12 protein-coding genes and 1 pseudogene are annotated in these 17,755 nt (G+C 55.6%); 10 read left to right on the forward strand and 3 right to left on the reverse strand.

Translation table 11 applies throughout. The features are described from left to right. The first annotated feature begins 94 nt into the window (after positions 1-94). The 5 genes and pseudogenes from PSH69_RS14795 (at position 95) to fahA (ending at position 7,018) form a co-directional block, all read left to right on the forward strand. The gene (locus tag PSH69_RS14795; protein ID WP_305412715.1) at positions 95-1,603 is read left to right on the forward strand and encodes an aldehyde dehydrogenase; all 1,509 of its coding nucleotides are present in this window, start codon (positions 95-97) and stop codon (positions 1,601-1,603) included. A gap of 12 nt (positions 1,604-1,615) precedes the next feature. After that, a complete protein-coding gene (locus PSH69_RS14800; protein WP_305412716.1) occupies positions 1,616-2,920 on the forward strand; it encodes an oxygenase MpaB family protein in 1,305 nt (434 codons plus the stop codon). A gap of 95 nt (positions 2,921-3,015) precedes the next feature. Then, on the forward strand, positions 3,016-4,071 hold the full coding sequence (locus PSH69_RS14805) for an OmpP1/FadL family transporter (RefSeq protein ID WP_305412717.1): 1,056 nt from the start codon (positions 3,016-3,018) through the stop codon (positions 4,069-4,071). A gap of 356 nt (positions 4,072-4,427) precedes the next feature. After that, positions 4,428-5,720, forward strand: coding sequence for a homogentisate 1,2-dioxygenase (gene hmgA, locus PSH69_RS14810; protein ID WP_305412719.1), 1,293 nt, complete (start codon positions 4,428-4,430; stop codon positions 5,718-5,720). A gap of 5 nt (positions 5,721-5,725) precedes the next feature. Next, positions 5,726-7,018: pseudogene (gene fahA / locus PSH69_RS14815) on the forward strand (fumarylacetoacetase). A gap of 247 nt (positions 7,019-7,265) precedes the next feature. Here fahA and PSH69_RS14820 read toward each other — a convergent pair. Beyond that, on the reverse strand, positions 7,266-8,195 hold the full coding sequence (locus PSH69_RS14820) for a LysR family transcriptional regulator (protein ID WP_305412720.1): 930 nt from the start codon (positions 8,193-8,195) through the stop codon (positions 7,266-7,268). 239 nt (positions 8,196-8,434) lie between these two features. Here PSH69_RS14820 and PSH69_RS14825 point away from each other — a divergent pair, with 239 nt between their 5' ends. Beyond that, positions 8,435-8,656: a hypothetical protein gene (locus tag PSH69_RS14825; protein WP_305412721.1), complete on the forward strand. Its 222-nt coding sequence runs from the start codon at positions 8,435-8,437 to the stop codon at positions 8,654-8,656. A 165-nt stretch (positions 8,657-8,821) separates the two neighbouring features. Here PSH69_RS14825 and PSH69_RS14830 read toward each other — a convergent pair whose 3' ends face one another. Both PSH69_RS14830 and PSH69_RS14835 read right to left on the reverse strand, forming a co-directional pair. Further along, positions 8,822-10,090 carry a site-specific integrase gene (locus tag PSH69_RS14830; RefSeq protein ID WP_305412722.1) on the reverse strand — a complete coding sequence of 423 codons (1,269 nt, stop codon included), beginning with the start codon at positions 10,088-10,090 and terminating at the stop codon, positions 8,822-8,824. A gap of 153 nt (positions 10,091-10,243) precedes the next feature. Continuing rightward, complete coding sequence (locus tag PSH69_RS14835; protein ID WP_305412723.1) at positions 10,244-11,158, reverse strand: LysR family transcriptional regulator; 915 nt, start codon at positions 11,156-11,158, stop codon at positions 10,244-10,246. 269 nt (positions 11,159-11,427) lie between these two features. On the opposite strand from PSH69_RS14835, the gene PSH69_RS14840 reads away from it, so the two are divergent. From PSH69_RS14840 to pgm, 4 genes are all read left to right on the forward strand, one after another. Beyond that, complete coding sequence (locus PSH69_RS14840) at positions 11,428-12,450, forward strand: zinc-dependent alcohol dehydrogenase family protein (protein ID WP_019649900.1); 1,023 nt, start codon at positions 11,428-11,430, stop codon at positions 12,448-12,450. Positions 12,451-13,038: 588 nt separating this feature from the next. Beyond that, positions 13,039-14,529: a hypothetical protein gene (locus tag PSH69_RS14845; protein ID WP_305412724.1), complete on the forward strand. Its 1,491-nt coding sequence runs from the start codon at positions 13,039-13,041 to the stop codon at positions 14,527-14,529. Positions 14,530-14,596: 67 nt separating this feature from the next. Beyond that, positions 14,597-15,997, forward strand: a complete 1,401-nt coding sequence (locus PSH69_RS14850; protein ID WP_305412725.1) for a PLP-dependent aminotransferase family protein — start codon at positions 14,597-14,599, stop codon at positions 15,995-15,997. 110 nt (positions 15,998-16,107) lie between these two features. Beyond that, a complete protein-coding gene (gene pgm / locus PSH69_RS14855) occupies positions 16,108-17,754 on the forward strand; it encodes a phosphoglucomutase (alpha-D-glucose-1,6-bisphosphate-dependent) (RefSeq protein ID WP_305412729.1) in 1,647 nt (548 codons plus the stop codon). Position 17,755: the final 1 nt, after the last annotated feature.

Consider the following 17,755-nt stretch of genomic DNA (forward strand, 5'->3'; position numbering starts at 1 on the left):
AGTGCCGTAGATACACCTGAACTGTAAGCGCCGGTGTTCCATGGGCGCCAATTATCACAGTGCGTGATGGTCAAGCTTTTAGTGGGGTACACAGATGAACAGTAAAGTTGAGCGTTCCGCACTCGATGCAATCAGTGCAAAAGCTCGCCACTTTATCGAATCGCCCAAAGGGCATTACATCAATGGCCACTGGCTGCGCGCCGGGGCAACTTTTGAAGTTCTCGACCCGGCGACCGAACTGCCACTTGGCGAGCTCGATGAAGCGGATGCCGATATCGTTGGCCTGGCTGTAGATGCAGCCCGGTCTGCCTTCGAGGACCGCTCCGCGTGGCGCACCATGGGCCCCAGCGAGCGTGAACGCATCCTGCATAAACTTGCCGATGCGCTCGAGGCTGACAGCGACGTTCTGGCTGATCTGATTGCCGCTGAACTGGGGCTACCAAGAGGGGCCGCGCTCGCCTTCGAGGTTGCGAAAGTCATTGATGTGTTTCGCTATTACGCCGGCTTTCCCAGCAAGCTTACCGGCGAAACTATCGAGATTGACCCGGCAATGGACGATGCAGAGTTCTTTGCCTATACGACGCATGAGCCGGTCGGCGTGGTAGGGGCGATCCTGCCGTGGAATGCACCGCTGCTGGTGGGCTCCTGGAAAATCGCACCAGCCCTTGCCGCTGGATGTACGTTGGTCGTTAAGCCTGCCGAGGATGTGTCGCTGGTGATCCTGCGGCTTGCCGAACTGGCGAGCAAAGCCGGCTTGCCGGACGGCGTTCTCAACGTGGTGACCGGCCGTGGCGCGGTAACCGGCCAGGCATTGATCGAGCATAAGGGGATCGACAAGTTCGCGTTCACCGGCTCAACGGAAATCGGAAAGCGTATCTACAAGGCCGCCGCTGACCGCCTGGTTCGCGTCAGCCTAGAGCTCGGCGGCAAAAATCCCGTCATCGTGCTGGCCGATGCCGACGTCAAGGCCATTGCCCCGGCATTGTGTATGGCTGCGTTCGCCAACTCGGGACAAATTTGTGTGTCAGGCTCGAAGGTTATGGCACACGCCTCGGTCGCCAACGAGCTAGTTGAAGCAATGGCTTCGTTTGCCAAGACACTGGTACCTGGCTCGCCTTTCGAGCCCGAGACGATCATTGGTCCAGTGTGTTCGAAAAAACAGTTCGACCGGGTAATGGCCTATATCAGGCAAGGTGAAAGAGAAGGGAATGTAATCGTCGGGCAACAGCAGTCGACATCTCCCGGCTTTTTCATCAACCCAACGATCATCACCGATCTGCCCGCGCAATCGAAGTTGCTGAGTGAAGAGATATTCGGCCCGGTCATCACGGTTGAAACCTGGACGGATGAACAAGACGTGATCGAACTGACGAATCGCTCTGCGTACGGTCTGTGCGCCACGATCTGGGGTACTAATCACGGCCATATCCAGCGCCTAGCGAAAAGTCTGCGTACCGGCACCGTTTTTATCAACTCCCCGGCCTTCCCACCGGCCAACATTCCTACAGGAGGTTTTCGTCAGTCCGGAGTTGGACGCGACCTGGGTAAAAAAGGTCTTGAAGGCTTTCTCGAACCCAAGTCCGTTATCGCGCGCATCAACTAAGGAGTTTCTGTCATGTCCATACTCGCTGAAAAAAATCGTGATGTTGAAATAGCTCTGGATGAGAAATTTCTGTCTGTGGGGGCAGGCAGAACAGCGCCACCGGGCGGTTTCCTCTACTCCCAGGCGTACGAAGCCAAAGCCGGTAAGGACCTGCGCAAGGCGTTCAAAATGGTCACAGGCGTCAGCGCCGGCTACAACGAGGAGCAGGCATTCAAGATTGCCATGTCGGGCTGGGTTGGAGATCCGTTATCGGATGTTGCAATCCTCAAGATTCGTCGAGAAGGCCGTGATGTCCACGCCGTCATGCAGAGTTTTCTGAATGAGGGCATCAAGGGCGTCAGCAATGCCCCCGAGGAACTCGAGGAAATCTGGCAGCAGGTCAGCACGCCACCGCACTGGGTGGACTGGAAGCGTATCGAGAACGGCGCGAAAATTTATCGCCGATTCGGCGTGGAGGGCCATAGGTATCAGGGCATCAGTTCACTGGACATGTACCGCGTGCTGTCGATTGCCAGAACTCTGATGTCGACCGGTCAGTACGCCGACGACACCGCCTACAAGCGCTTTCTTCTGACCTGCAATTTCTGGACGCAGATCTCAGAGCCCAATGGCATGAGAAAATTCAATGAAGGCTGGAAGGTCGCTCTGAGGGTGCGTTTGCTGCACACACTCATTCGTCGGGCTGTATTCGGTTCCCCTCGCTGGGAGCCTGAGCAGTTTGGCATGCCTATCAACCAAAGTGGCATGTTGACGGCTCCGCTCATCTCCTCGGTGATGATGTGCAAGTCCTTGCAAATACTGGGATACAAGGTTTCCGATGAGGAAGTCGAGGACGTCATTCACCTGTGGCAGTACGTGGCGTATGTCATGGGTTACCAGCAGGAAAATGTGTTCCCGTCCGACATCAAGGGCGCGGTGCAGGCTATGCACGACTCCTTGCTGCTCAATCCCCCCAGTGAAGATCCCGATTGCATTCGACTCGGGCGATCCTTTCTGGACAGCTTCAAACCTTCCAAAGATGCGGGTCTGATGCAGCGGGCCCGGCAATGGGTCGACTACAAGATCGGCATTGCCCACTCCGCGTTTTTTGTCTCACCCGATACTCGCAGAGCAATGGGCGCGCCCAACCCTTGGCTTTGGGCGGCGCTGTATGCCTCCACTCAGTTCCCCAAAAACCGTATTCAAGATTTACGTCGCCTGAGCAGTCCGAGTTATGCGGCGAAACTCGATGAAAAAGTGCGCGTAGAGAGAAAACAGTGGCTGCAAACACAGCTCACGGACGCAGACATGAACTATATGCCAAAGTCTAAATACTGAATGGCGTTATCCCATAGCGATATAGGAGTGTTGATCCAGACTTTTTGTATGACAGCGGACCATCGTGTTTAACCGTAAACAAGAGAATAATAAAAATGAAGCGTTCCACATATATGCAGGTGTTATGTTTCCTTCTTCCTAGTGCCGTTTATGCCGGCGGCTTTGATGGCGTGGCTATTGGTGTCCAGCCGATATTTGAGTCGGGGAATTACGTCGAACTGACTCATCACTGGCTCAGGCCTAACATCGACGGAACCGATCCGGCGGGCAACGACACTGGAAACCTGGTCCGCAGACTGGACAGCACCAGCGGTGCATTCAAGTTTGATGTCAGTGACAGTTTCTCCCTGGCACTTCTGTCTGACGAGCCTTATGCGCGCAGCCCCTACTACCGCAAAGGGCCTGCCGAGGGACTCAAGGCTTCCTATAAAAGTCGCGATTGGACGCTGATCGGCCGCTACAAACTGACGCCTGAGTTGAGCGTCTATGGTGGGCCTTTCTCGCAGACCCTGGAAATTGCCGCCAATCAACCGCAGCAACTGGCTGGGGTGGCCTACAAACTGAAAACCGACGGCGATACCCGTTTTGGCTACACGCTGGGAGTGGCCTATGAACCCATGCCGTTTACCCGGGTATCCCTGACGTACCGTTCGAAGGTGCAGCACAAGCTGGACGGCACCGAGAACGGAATGGATTCGACCATTCGTCAACGCACACCCGAGTCACTGGCACTGGATGCGCAAATTCCGATCAGCCAGAGCATGCTTCTGTTTGGTTCGGTTTTTTGGGCGAAATGGACCGGTGTGAGCCTTGCTCCTCCGTTGTTTACCGAGACCTTCGGAATGCCGGTAAAGGTGTTCGAAAATGACACCATTCGTTATACGCTGGGTGCTGGATATCGCATCAATGAAACCGCAACATTAATCGGTGCTTTTATCTATGAAAAAGAGAAAGAAGAATTCTCTCCACTTGCCCCCACCTCAGGGATCAAGGCATTGAGCGTGGGATTGAAATATGATGTGGGTTACGGATTCAATGTCACACCCATGGTGACCTATAGTAAATTTGGAGACATGTCGAGCCCGGTGTTTGGGGAGTATCGTGACAACACGATGACAATCTACTCGTTGAAAACCAGTTATAACTTCTAACACGGCGCCTAGTGCTTGCGTACAGACAACAGTCTCTCCGATGGATTTCCATGCAAAACCGGAAACTTACTTCCTCTTAAGGATGGTCCAACTTAACGCTATATGTCTGGTTGACTACAGGGAAGCTCTAAAAACCACATGCGTTGTTATCGATGCGTTAAAAACAAGCTCAAAATGTTCATTTACAACGGTAAAGTCGAATGCGACTCCGACCGATTTCGCCAAGCCGACACGCCGCCGGCTTGAAGAGGTGGGCTGCCGCCCGTTCGTTCGGTGATCAGTTCGGTGGTGGCACTGAGTACGGAATTAATTGCGCAATTAAATTACGAAATACAGTTCTGATGATGGAGGGTTCCATGTATTTGTCCTTAGAGTCTCCGCTTGGCTACCAAAGCGGATTTGGTAATGAGTTCAGCAGCGAGGCCATTCTCGGCGCGTTGCCAGTCGGACAAAATTCACCGCAGCGCCACTCGCTCGGTTTGTACGCCGAGCTACTGTCGGGTACTGCTTTTACAGTCCCACGGACTGAAAGCCTAAGAAGCTGGCTCTATCGAATCAAACCATCAGCAAATCATCCTCCTTTTAAACGCATGGCGCGGCAGATCCTTGGACGTGAAATAGGAGAAATCAACCCAAATCGTCTGCGTTGGAACCCGCATCCACCTGTCGGAGATGCAGCTGACTTTATCGATGGTTTGGTCACATACGCCTCCACTGCCGCAGCCGACCAGGCAGAAGGGGTATCCGTTTATCTGTACAGTGCCAATCGATCCATGGATCGAGCTTTCTACAATTCAGATGGCGAGTGGTTGATAGTTCCCCAGCAAGGCCGTGTTCGAATCAAGACCGAACTTGGTCGGCTGGATGTTGGGCCCCTGGAAATTGTCGTTATTCCTCGTGGGATGAAGATGCAGGTTGAACTTCTTGACGAGTTGGCATCTGGCTACATCTGTGAGAACCATGGTACCGCTCTTCGTCTACCTGATCTTGGCCCGATCGGCAGCAATGGGTTGGCAAATCCACGGGATTTTCAAACTCCGCTTGCATATTTCGAAGACAGGCCAGGGCCGTTTACTCTTGTCCAGAAATTCCTGGGTGAGCTCTGGTCCACCCAACTCGATCATTCTCCATTTGACGTAGTGGCTTGGCATGGAAATAACGTCCCTTACAAATACGATCTGCGCCGCTTTAACACCATTGGCACGATCAGCTACGATCATCCCGATCCATCGATTTTTACTGTACTGACCTCCCCAAGCTCGGTCCACGGCGTTGCCAACGTTGATTTTGTGATCTTTCCACCTCGCTGGCTCGTAGCAGAAAACACCTTCCGGCCACCATGGTTTCATCGCAACCTTATGAACGAATTCATGGGTTTGATAGAAGGCGCTTACGACGCCAAGGCAGACGGCTTCTTGCCTGGAAGTGTCTCGCTACATAACTGTATGAGTGCTCATGGCCCCGACAATGCAACGGCAGAAGAAGCGATGGCTGCCGGGCTAGCACCTCACAAGATTGATGGCTCGATGGCGTTTATGTTTGAAACTTCGAAAGTGCTCAGGCCGAGTAAGTACGCCTTAGAAAGCGCAGAGCTTCAAACTGATTACGATGCTTGCTGGGCTGATTTGAAGCAACACTTCCAAGGATAAGAATCATGACCAACAGTATTCATTCGAGTCGGGTTGACTCTGCCAACGGCCAGTCCGATTTTCCGAACCAGAACCTCTCGTTCGGTATTTTTATTCCGCCGTGGCTGCCTCCTTGTGGAGGTGTCGCTATAGGTGATGAAAGCCGTGTGCGAACTCGGTTTGCTCAGTGGCTAGGCGTTGCAAGCCGCCAGGGTAGCTAGTGGCACCAGCTTGAGCGCTTTTTTCGCGCTTGGCAGCGGATCTCGACGCTCCTTGCGTGCTGCAATGATGGAGATTTTTTCCGCAAATAACAGGCAGATAACTGACCACATAGTGCGTCCCCATTGCTGCTTTACAAATAACGTGACTGTGAGATGAGTTTGCCAGCTCACATAGGTGAATACACTGACTTCTACGTGGGCATTCACCATGCCATGAACGGCAGGAAACATTTTCTCCCTGACAATCCTTTGCTGCCCAACAACAAGTACGTGCCGATTGGTTATCACGGTCGGGCATCCTCAGTCGGGCTAAGCACGCTTCCAGTTCGTCGTCCAAAGGGACAGCAGCTAACAGAGGGGAGGGGGGCAGGAGCGTCCGGTCTTTGGGCCGAGTGCTCGATTGGACTACGAGTTCGAGTTAGGCATTTGGATTGGGCCAGGCAACAAGCTTGGTGCAGCTATCCCCATTGGCGGTGCGAGCGATCATGTTGCCGGACTCTGCCTACTGAATGATTGGTCTGAGCGAGACATCCAGGCATGGGAATACCAACCCTTGGACCGTTTCTCTCGAAGAATTTTGCAACAACAGTTTCCGCATGGGTCGTTACCCCAGAGGCGTTAGAGCCCTTTAACAGAGCTCAACCCTTGCGTCCCTTCGGTGATCCGGCCCCATTATCGTATCTACTCGACGATAGAGACCAGAGCGCCGGCGCTTTTGATATTGAATTAGAAGTGCTGATTTTGACCGAAGCAATGAAGAAAAATGGCCATCTACCATTCCGTTTGGCTCTGAGCAACACAATGCACACGTATTGGACTGTGGCCCAAATGATCACCCATCATACCGTCAACGAATGCAATATCCGCCCTGGTGATCTTTTTGGGACTGGTGCTCTTTTAGGTCAAAAGCCCGATCAACTCGGTAGTTTGTTAGAACTCATGGAAGGTGGAAAGAAAGCTGTTGCCCTCCCCAGCGGGGAGAGCCGCACCTTCCTTCAGGATGGAGACGAGCTCATTATTAGAGGCCGACGTATCAGCTCCACGGACGTCTCGATTGGGTTTGGAGAATGCAGAGGTAAGATCCTGCCTGCGATATAGCCGATAGAAACGACACCCAGCCCTGGGGTTATGTATATTTTCAGTCTGAGACACTGCTGACTAATGCTTCACGAATTATGATGCTAAATGAGATGGCATACTTTTTCAGATCTTCACTCTTTAACAGAAAAGCCCCAAGACGGCCTATTGAAATTGACAGTTTTGTATATGTAGAACCTTGAATATGGGTTGTGAAAAACTAGGTGCGTTTTCTCCAAAAAATTCGGTATGAGTTAGCCTATCTCCCTCACCCAATCAATCCTCTCTCTATCAACGGTTGATCCCATTTAGGATTAGTACCGATATTTTCCGCCAAAAAATCAATTAACGTGCCCACCTTGAGCGCTCGACGCTGTGCTTCAGGATAAACGGCCACGAAGTCCAGAGTCGGCAAGCGGTATTGGCTCAGCACTGGGGACAACCTACCGCTGATCAAGTCATCGCTGACGATCAGTGAGGGCAGACAGGCGATCCCCGCTCCGCTCAGTGCGTAGTCACGTATCAGGTGAAGAGACGACGAGCGCAACTGACCGTGAAGGGTGATTTCAAGGGCATCGTCTCCTCGATTGAATTGCCAGCGGTTTCGCGATGCATAGCCACCGTACAGCGCAATGCGGTGGTCGTGCAGGTGCAAAGGGTGCTCCGGTGCGCCATGCTGTTCAAGGTATTCCGGCGCTGCGCAAAACAACCGGTGAATTGTAAACAGCTTTCGCATCATAATCCGCTCGGTAGTTGCCGGCATTAGCTGAAAGGCCACATCAAACCCTTCCTCGATCGGGCCAATGACACGGTCATTGACCACAACATCAAAATCGATGTCCGGGTATTGCTTGGTGAACCCGGCCAGTAATGCACCAAGGTGCCCAATTGCAAATCCCTGCAGTACTTGCACACGTAACTGCCCAGTTAAATTCGAACGTTGATGGCGCATCTTTTCAGTCAAACCATGAAAGGAGGCAACGATGTCTGCACATTCTTGATAGTACGACTCGCCTACATCGGAAAGCTTTACTTGCCGGGTACTACGATGAAACAAGGGAGCGTTTATGAACTTCTCCAGTTGTTGTACTCGAAGCGTGACAACTGAGCGGGTAACACCAAGTTGCTCGGCAGCCTTGGAGAAACTTCCCGCTTGTGCGACTCGTACGAAGGCTTCAGTGCTGAGCAGACGATCCATTGTTATTCTCCTTCGACTGGGCTCTACGAAGGCTATCACAGTGCAGTAACGCGTGCCGATTGCTCTGACTGAGGGGCTCCCGCCATCCGCTACTAACGCGACCCGTTTCAGAATGTGAAAGCATTTCAAACGCTGATGTCACGGAAAAAGTTAGGCGTAGCCAAAACGGCATTTGGTGAAAATGGTTATTGGCCGTTCTCTATCGTTCGCCACTACGGCGTCAAAAATGGCGTCTATCCATGCTTCCAACTGTGGCAATTGCTGTGTCGTCTCTCAGCCTGCTGAAGAAAATTTTTTTTCTGTTGAATCCCGGAGGCTTTCGTTGTGATTCCCGCTTTGGCGACGGTGATGTCCCTGATCTGCCGGGTTTGCGATTCCGCTTGGTTACTAGGCCGCAATCAAAGGATCGATATTCGGATGTCGAAGTCGCGGGGATTTTTGTGTTGGCTGCAATTAATTGATCGGGCTCCATTAGGTTTTGTTCTTGAAATACCGCAAAAACAGTTCCAGAGTTGAGTCTTTTCCTGCTACAGCAAGAAAAGGAACCCCATAGATTTCAATGGGGCGGACACCAGATGTGAGTCTCGTTTCCGGCTCCAATCTCCTGATTTGCATTCGCTGTATCGTCAACCTGTGGTTATTCGCGTAGCGTTTTGCCGTAACTGATCTAAATAGTCAGCCCATTGCTGAGCAGCCTCCCGGCGTTGCACTAGCAGTTGTGCGCGCGCATACACAGCTCCAAGAGCTCCTGGCATTCGGTGAGATAACGAAAGTTCGAGCACGATTGGATCAATACCCAAGTGCTCGTGGGCAATGGTTCTGTAGGTGGCGCGAAAGCCGTGAGCGGTGATGTCATACTCCGGCCAGATACGCTGAAAGGACTTGAGCATGGAAGTCGGATTGATGGGGCGACCCGGATAGACCGGCGAGACGAACACCCAGCCTTTGCCTTCTTCATCCACCACGCGGGTTTTACTTAGCTCGCGTAACAGAACCAAGGCTTGTTCAGGCAACGGCACAATGTGTTTGCTCTTGTCCAGATGCTTGGTCTTGCTCACCACGTAACGCCAATCGGCGCCCACCAAGTCGACATCTTCCCAGCGCATCTGCACCAGTTCGCCTGGGCGGACCGGCAACATGACCAGCAGGCGCATTGCGGTGGCAACGCTGCCGTCGTTGCAGTCATCAAGGCGTAGAAGAAACCTGCCTAGGTCGGCTGGCCTTTCGATCGCTGGATTGCTGGTCACGACATGGCGGATCTTCAACTCCTCAATGTTGCTAAGCGCCACATTGCGTTCCACCCAGCCGCGCCCCTCGGCAAAGCCCAGGACGGCACGAATGATGGTACGCACGCGCCTGGCCATGGCCATGATGCGCTGGCGGCGCAACTCCGTAATGATTGTAGTGATGTGCTCCAGCTTGATCTCGGTGACCGGTTTTTTACCGATCGCGGGCAAGATGTGGTTGTTCAGCGCTCCGCTAAACCCCGCGATGGACTTGGTCACCAGTTCGGCAGACTTGAATGCCAACCATTGCTTGGCCACGTACTCAAAGGTGCGCACCTCGTTGAGGATTTGCGCCTCAATTTTGGAGGTCTTGGCCTTGAGCGGGGCGGTGTGGTTAGCCACGTCGCGGCGTGCGCCGCGGGCAATGTCGCGCGCCTCCTTGAGACCAATGTCGGGGTAAGCGCCGATGGAGAAGCGGTTTTCCTTGCCATGCAGCCGATACTTCAATCGCCAAACCTTGGAAGGGGATTTGCCGACTTTGCTCGACGCCCTTACCTCCAAGTAGAGGCCAGGGACTTCGCCATCGGCGTGTTTGCCGGGTTCGGTCAGTGAGCGGATCAAGGCATCGCTGAGTTTTCGTTTGAAAACAACCGCATTATCTGGGGGCATCGGTGGGGGCATCCTTTTTAAGGAACCGAAATTTGCCCCCAATTATGCCCCCATGTGTCGTGGAATCCATTGGATTTAGACGGATGGCAGTAGACTTAAATTATCAATAACTTGTTGTTATAAAACGTTTTTATGGAATTTAGTGGAATTCCATTACAGACTATCGGGGTCCCCAAAAAACATCTGAATCCGCGACCTCAACCACCGCTCACCCGGATCATTATCCTGCGACCCGCGCCAGGCCATATGCAATTCAAAGCTGCGCACCGGCAACGGTGGATCTTCCGCCCGAACACCACCGGCGGCGGTCAACGCTTCGGCGGTGTAGTCCGGAACGGTGGCCACGATGTCGGTTCCGCTGATCAGTGTGCTCAGCCCGTTGAACTGCGGCACCGCCAGCACCACGTGCCGTTTGCGCCCCAGTTTCTCCAGCTCTTCATCTATAAAGCCGCTCAGGTCGCCCGCGAACGACACCAGCGCGTGGGGGCGGGCGCAGAAATTATCCAGGCTCAATGGCCCCGGCACGGAGTCGGCTCGCAACAGTTTCGGCATGCTGCGGCGCAGTACTTTGCGCTTGGCGTTGGCCGGCAGGTCGGCGGTGTAGCTGACGCCAATGGAAATTTCGCCCGAGGCCAACAGGTTCGGCATCAGGATGTAGTTGGCCCGACGCACCACCAGCACGATGCCCGGTGCCTCGGCGCGCAGCCGCTTGAGCAGCATCGGCAGCAACGCGAACTCGACATCGTCCGACAGGCCGATGCGGAACACCGCGGTGCTGGTGGCCGGGTCGAATTCCGCCGCGCGACTGACTGCGGTGGAAATCGAGTCCAGGGCCGGCGAGAGCAGGGCGAAGATTTCCACCGCTCGGGCGGAAGGTTCCATGCTGCGGCCGGTGCGCACGAACAACGGGTCATCGAACAGCCCGCGCAGGCGCGAGAGCGCCGCACTGATGGCCGGCTGGCCGAGGAACAATTTCTCCGCAGCGCGGGTCACACTGCGCTCGTGCATTAGTGTTTCGAAAACGATCAACAGGTTCAGGTCGACACGACGCAGGTCATTACGATTCATCTGGAGTCCTGGCAGATTCAGCAAACTTGACGTGAGCGACCATATGAGAACAATGGCCGGCGTGAATCTTACGGGGAAAGGCTGGTACTCTGCACAGGGTAATTCAGTTTTCCCTGAAAGGCTGCTTCGGTTTTTTACGGCATTGGATGATGTCGCCGTCGCTGCGGAATCAATGACAGGCATGTCGACTATTAATAGCCACTGATGGTCTTGGGTAGAAAGCCCAGATAGAGTTCAGGGCATTAGAGGTTACTTTGACGAGGTTTGCGATGTCCCGCACGATCCGTTTTCACAAGTTTGGTCCAGCCGAGGTGCTCAAATGCGAAGAGCATGCGGCCGCTCTGCCTGCGCCGGGCGAAGTGCAGGTGCGTGTCGAGGCGATAGGCATCAGCTGGTACGACATTCTCTGGCGCCAGAACCTGGCCTCGTCCCATGCTCGCCTGCCTTCAGGCCTGGGTCATGAAATGGCCGGCGTGGTCACGGCGCTCGGCGAGGGGGTCGATGACCTCGCTATCGGTGACAAGGTCGCCAGCTTCCCGGCCGAAAGCCCCAACGACTATCCGGTCTACGGCGAACAGATCGTGCTGCCGCGCACGGCGCTGACCCGCTACCCGGACGTGCTCAGCCCGGTCGAAGCCAGCGTGCATTACACGCCGCTATTGGTCGCCTATTTTGGCTACACCGATCTGGCGCGCGTCAAACCCGGGCAATTCGCTCTGGTGACCGACGCCAGTCACTGCGCCGGGCCGTCGTTCGTACAGCTGGGCAAAGCCCTTGGTGTGCGAGTAATCGCTGCGACCAAAACCGCGGACGAGCGTGAATACCTGCTGTCGCTGGGTGCCGAAAAAGTCATCGTCACCGAAGAAGAAGATCTGCTGATGCGGATCAACAAAATTACCGACAACCGTGGCGTCGATGTGGTGTTCGATGGTCTGGGTGGCCCGCAGATGTCGTTGCTCGGCGATGTGCTCGCGCCTCGCGGCAGCCTGGTGCTCTATGGCCTGCAAGGTGGTAACCAGACGCCATTTCCGGCCTGTGCGGCGTTCCAGAAGAACATTCAGTTCTTCGTGCACTGCATCGGCAACTTCACCGGCAAGCCGGAGCTGGGCATCCTCCAGGATCAGGCCGCACTGCAACGTGCCCTGCGCGACATCAACCAGTTGACCGCAGACCATGTGCTGCTGCCGCTCAAGACTCGGGTATTCCCGTTTTCCCAGTTTGTCGAAGCACACCGCTACATGGACGAATGCCCATGCCGCGAACGGGTCGCCCTTGAGGTCGAACCTGCCTGAGCTCTTCCTACGAGCCTCTTTGTATAAGCCTCTCTGGAAAGGTCCGTGCAGGCACGGACTTTTCCGCTGTCAAAACCTCCAAAATGAGACATTCCATCGATCCCGCGGTGGAGCGGTTCAGCAACTGAACTGGTTTTTGCTCTCGATCTGTATCTTCTAATCATTATGTAAGCCCTGATAATTGAATGATTATTTCATCTCAAGGAAAGAGTCATGGCTGGGTATCAGGTTGAAACTTTTCAGCGCGCATTGGCAATACATGCTCAACAAATAATTCGACACCATTCGGCGGTCATACATTTATTGGCAACTTCTTTCTTTATTTCTTGTATTACACGTCTGTGGGATGTTGTCGGAAATTTCCTAGGAAATCGCTCGGGGCCGAAAAGCACCCGTCCTGCCGGGCGTTGCGGCGGTAGTGCCCTGCTTGGGGTTCTCGAGACATGCAACCATTTCAAATAATTACAAAATGCTTAAGTGCTAGCATTTGATAACAACCCCGGCCCCCCATTCATGACAGGCAATCCGTCGCGCAGTGCATGTAATTGTTTGCGTGGCGTCGAACTTATGAGTAACAGGTAAACAATGATGACCCATACCCATGAACAGGCAATGAATTATGTTTATCAACAAGTACTGCAGCGCTTGCTGAGCTTTTTCTCTCGCGCCGAGCGCACGGCATTGCAACTGATGATTCAGCGCCTGGTGGTGTCGGCTGGAGGTATGGAGCGTATCGGCGATTACAAGGTGTTGGCGATCCAGTCCGGGTCCCGTGACAGCTGCTACACACTGGCGCTGCTGCGCGCCGCTCAACTGAGTATCGCCGGGCGGGCACCGGCGACGTTTCAGCTGCGAGTGGCCACTTTGCGCTTGAATGGTACGGCTGCGACAGCGCTGGAAAACATCCATCGCAGCAGCAGTGCATTGTTTCTCTACGACGATCCTAGGGTCGAAATGTTGATGGTCGATAATCGTGAGGTCCTGCCGTTCAATCACTTGGCGCCAATCTCCGACGCCGGCCTCGAGTCGAATCGGGTTAACTTGCTGATGGTCGGGCACCGTCGCGCCTGGAACGGGCCGCTTGAGTTGTGGGACGACGGGTACCTGGCCACAGGTGATTTTTTAGGACAAATTGCCCGCTGGGACAACGGCGTCGATGTCATGGTCAGCAGCGATTCACCCCGTCGGCAGGCGCAGTTTATCGAGGGTTTGAACCGTGCCGCAGCCAAGGCCGGGCTTGCGCCGACGAGCCGCCATGAAACGGGCTACGAGGGATTGTTTGCGCGGCTCGATGAACTGGGCAGCGACTGCTATCGCGAGTTTTATCCCGACTCTGCTCAGGCTGCGTGGCGTCCTGCCGAGCACTTTGAGGCCTGCCGTCGCACGACCTTCATCGACATTCACGACATGCTGGTCAGCAATCTGGAAGAGCGCTGGCCGCTGCTCACTGACTTCCTCGGGTTTCAACCTGACGAACTGACGGCTCAACTCAGTGATAACGACTATGTCAGCCTGTCGATATCCGCACACCTTCGCGGCTTGCAAGCGCGCTTTGTACACGGTCGCAGCTACGAAGAGGGGGTCAGCGAATACCTGCAGCGCGCGTTGGAGATGATGCGCCGTAAACAATTGCCCGAGCGTTTTTGCGAGCAGGCAGTGGAGACCTTTGGCAATCCGCTGACCATGGCCGATCAGCGCGGATTGGCGACAGCCGAGGCACAAAAAAATCTCGGTTTGAGTGAAGCCCAACTGGTGTGCCTGCTGTTCGCCCCTTTTGTCGATAACGGCGCGGCCCTGGAGCATTTTCTCCGTCAATGCCATCCCGGCATGCTGGTGGCGCTGCCGGAATTGCACCGGGCGATGCAGGGCGGTCCGGCACCCGAGCAGGTTCTGCAGTGGATGGTTGATGTCAGCGGGTTGTCGGTCAGCCTGATCGGTACGCTTTATCGCATGGGGCCAGTGGTTCGGGACGAGGGTAGGGTGCCAGGCACGGAAAGCGGTGACGCGGGCGTGCAAGTCGAAGGCATGGACCCCGAGAATGAAACAGCAGTGACTGGCGAATGGTCGATGGGCCAGTGAGCGTTCCTGGTTTGGCGGATTCGTCGAGAGTGCGTCATGACGTTCGTAGCGTGTTCGGTCATCACCCATGAAAGGATCACGAGATTCCGATTTCGCGTACCAGGCGGTGTACCGCTACCTGAACAATCTGATCAATGAGCCGGGCAGTGACGTGCGAGTGCGCCTGCCCTCATTGCGGCAGTTGGCGGATCGTTTGAGTGTGTCGATCTCGACCATTCAATACGCCTACTCGCTGCTGGAGAAGGAAGGACGCATCTATTCGGTTGCCAAGTCAGGCTATTACGCTCTGCCGGTGTCCTCTGTCGGCCTGCCCGGCAGCGGCAAAGACCTGCTCGAAACGGTCTATGTCAACGCCAGGCGCCCCGGCATGCTGGTGTTGAGCGCCGATGAACCGGCGTTGTTACAACCCCTGGACAGCCCGTTGTTGTTGCTGGAGAGAGAATTGTTGCGCCAGTATCCGCGCCAGCCGCAACCGTCTTCACAACCCTGCGGCGAGCTGGAACTGCGCACGGCCCTTGCGGCACGCTACACCACTTCACCGACACGCTGCTGGCATGCCGATGATGTCTATATCGGCGCAGATATGCGCGGCGTACTTGAAATATTGATCGCCGTTCTTGAGCTCAAAGATTCGGTGGTGGTGGTCGAGTCGCCGTGCGACTGGGTGATTCTGCGCTTGTTCCAGGACGCCGACGTGCAGGTTGTCGAGCTGCCGCTGCAAGCCTGTGGTGGCCTGGATCTCGAACAGCTGAGAGAGCTGCTCGAGACCGGGCGGGTGCGACTGATGATGCTTTCATCGGGACTGAACATGCCGCGCGGGAGCGTGGCGCCTGACGACAACCGGCAGTCCACTGCGCAACTGCTGGGACGGCATGGCTGTTGGGTGTTGGAAAACGATTGTTACGGGGAGCTCGAATTCGAGCCGAGCGGCTTGCGGTTTCGCGACCTGGTGGACCCTGATCGGCTGATCGTGTTTTCCACTTTCGAGAAAATCATCGGCTCGGAGGCACCCTTTGGTTACCTGCTTTCGCGACAACTGCGTGCCGAACTGCAACGGCACTTTCTGCTGCGGGCATTCCGTTTGTCGCTGATTCGTCAGAAAGCCATCGCGCGGCTGTACAGCAACGGACGCATCGATCAACACCTGCTGGTGTTGCGTCGACTGCTCAAGGAACGCATGGTGCTGATGACCCAACTGCTCCAGGAGCGTCTGCCGGAATCGCTGCATTTCGTCGAGCCCCAGGGCGGGGCGACGGTGTGGATTCGCTCGTTGCGCCAGGTCAATGTTCATCGAGTGTTCCAGAGACTGCTCAAGCAGCAAGTGGTCATCGCACCGGGGGAGTTGTTCAGTCTGCAGGGCCTGCACACGCAGCACTTGCGCCTGAGTCATACGTTCGGTGGCGACCACGAGCTCGTCGCTGCACTGGGGCTGCTGGGGGATGCCTTGCGTCTGGAATCGATCGATTGAGCCGAGGCGCCAGAGCTCCTCGGAACCTGACATTCGATAACGTCGCGCAACGGCCAAACTGTCAGTAAACTGCGTTCCTATCCCGAACCACTCTCTCTCAGAGGTTTTGCATGACACTCAGTCCTTTTGCGGGCAAACCGGCACCGGCAGAACTGTTGGTCGACATCCCGCGACTGGTAACGGCCTATTACACCGGCCAGCCCGATGCAGCCATTTCTACCCAGCGCGTCGCCTTCGGCACGTCCGGACACCGAGGTAGCTCGTTCGACTTGAGTTTCAACGAATGGCACGTCCTGGCCATCAGCCAGGCGATCTGCCTGTACCGCGAGGCCCAGGGCATCGATGGCCCGCTGTTCGTCGGGATCGACACCCACGCGCTGTCCACGCCGGCCGGTGCCAGCGCCCTGGAAGTGCTGGCAGCGAACGGTGTGACGGTGATGATCGCCGAAGGCGACGAGTACACGCCGACGCCGGCTATTTCCCATGCGATTCTTTGCTACAACCGCGGGCGCACTTCAGGCCTGGCGGACGGCATTGTCATCACGCCGTCCCACAACCCGCCGCAGAGCGGTGGCTACAAGTACAACCCAACCAACGGCGGCCCGGCCGATACCCACATCACCAAGTGGATCGAAGCCAAGGCCAACGAGTTGCTGGCAGCCAAGCTCGCCGGCGTCAAACGCATCAGCTACGAGCAGGCCCTGAAGGCCAGCACTACCCATCGTCACGATTACCTCAACACCTATGTCGCTGACCTGATCAACGTGATCGACTTCGACGCCATCCGCGATGCGAAGCTGCGTCTGGGTGTCGATCCGCTGGGCGGAGCAGGGGTGCGCTACTGGTCGGCGATTGCCGAGCACTACCGCCTGGACCTGGAAGTGGTGAATAAACAGGTTGATGCAACGTTCCGTTTCATGACCGTCGACTGGGACGGGCAGATCCGCATGGACCCATCGTCCAGCTATGCCATGCAAGGCCTGATCGGCCTGAAAGAGCGTTTCGACGTGGCGTTTGCCTGCGACCCGGACCACGACCGTCATGGCATCGTGACCCCGTCCGGTGGTTTGCTGGCGCCGAACAACTACCTCGCAGTGTCGATCGACTACCTGTTCCAGAACCGTCCACTGTGGCGCGCCGATGCAGCCGTGGGTAAGACCGTGGTCAGCAGCGGCTTGATCGATCGCGTCGCCAAACGTCTGGGCCGTCGTCTGTACGAAGTGCCGGTCGGTTTCAAATGGTTTGCCGATGGTCTGTTCGACGGCTCCCTGGGTTTTGGCGGTGAAGAAAGTGCCGGTGCGTCGTTCCTGCGCAAGGACGGCGGTGTCTGGAGTACCGACAAGGACGGTTTGATTCCGGCGCTGCTGGCCGCTGAAATGACCGCTCGCACGGGCCGTGACCCAAGCCAGGCCTATCGCGCGTTGACCGATGAACTGGGTGAGCCGTTCTCGGTGCGCGTTGACGCCAAGGCCAACCCTGAACAGAAGGCACTGCTGAGCAAATTGTCGCCGGAGCAGGTCACCTCGACTCAACTGGCGGGCGAAGCGATCCAGAGCATCCTCAGCCATGCACCGGGCAACGACCAGGCCATCGGCGGTCTGAAAGTCATGACCGAGAACGGCTGGTTCGCGGCGCGGCCATCGGGCACCGAGGACATCTACAAGATTTACGCAGAAAGCTTTGTCAGTGACGACCACCTGAAACAACTGGTGGCCGAGGCTCAGACACTGGTAGATGGCGCAATTTCTGCGAAGTGAT

This window comes from Pseudomonas sp. FP1740, from assembly GCF_030687165.1.
GTDB lineage: Bacteria > Pseudomonadota > Gammaproteobacteria > Pseudomonadales > Pseudomonadaceae > Aquipseudomonas.

Excerpts from the sequence above, each read along its gene's own strand:
- PSH69_RS14795 (WP_305412715.1), top strand. The coding sequence starts at position 95 with ATGAACAGTAAAGTTGAGCGTTCCGCACTCGATGCAATCAGTGCAAAA.
- PSH69_RS14800 (WP_305412716.1), top strand. The coding sequence starts at position 1,616 with ATGTCCATACTCGCTGAAAAAAATCGTGATGTTGAAATAGCTCTGGAT.
- PSH69_RS14805 (WP_305412717.1), top strand. The coding sequence starts at position 3,016 with ATGAAGCGTTCCACATATATGCAGGTGTTATGTTTCCTTCTTCCTAGT.
- hmgA (WP_305412719.1), top strand. The coding sequence starts at position 4,428 with ATGTATTTGTCCTTAGAGTCTCCGCTTGGCTACCAAAGCGGATTTGGT.
- PSH69_RS14820 (WP_305412720.1), bottom strand. The coding sequence starts at position 8,195 with ATGGATCGTCTGCTCAGCACTGAAGCCTTCGTACGAGTCGCACAAGCG.
- PSH69_RS14825 (WP_305412721.1), top strand. The coding sequence starts at position 8,435 with ATGCTTCCAACTGTGGCAATTGCTGTGTCGTCTCTCAGCCTGCTGAAG.
- PSH69_RS14830 (WP_305412722.1), bottom strand. The coding sequence starts at position 10,090 with ATGCCCCCAGATAATGCGGTTGTTTTCAAACGAAAACTCAGCGATGCC.
- PSH69_RS14835 (WP_305412723.1), bottom strand. The coding sequence starts at position 11,158 with ATGAATCGTAATGACCTGCGTCGTGTCGACCTGAACCTGTTGATCGTT.
- PSH69_RS14840 (WP_019649900.1), top strand. The coding sequence starts at position 11,428 with ATGTCCCGCACGATCCGTTTTCACAAGTTTGGTCCAGCCGAGGTGCTC.
- PSH69_RS14845 (WP_305412724.1), top strand. The coding sequence starts at position 13,039 with ATGACCCATACCCATGAACAGGCAATGAATTATGTTTATCAACAAGTA.
- PSH69_RS14850 (WP_305412725.1), top strand. The coding sequence starts at position 14,597 with ATGAAAGGATCACGAGATTCCGATTTCGCGTACCAGGCGGTGTACCGC.
- pgm (WP_305412729.1), top strand. The coding sequence starts at position 16,108 with ATGACACTCAGTCCTTTTGCGGGCAAACCGGCACCGGCAGAACTGTTG.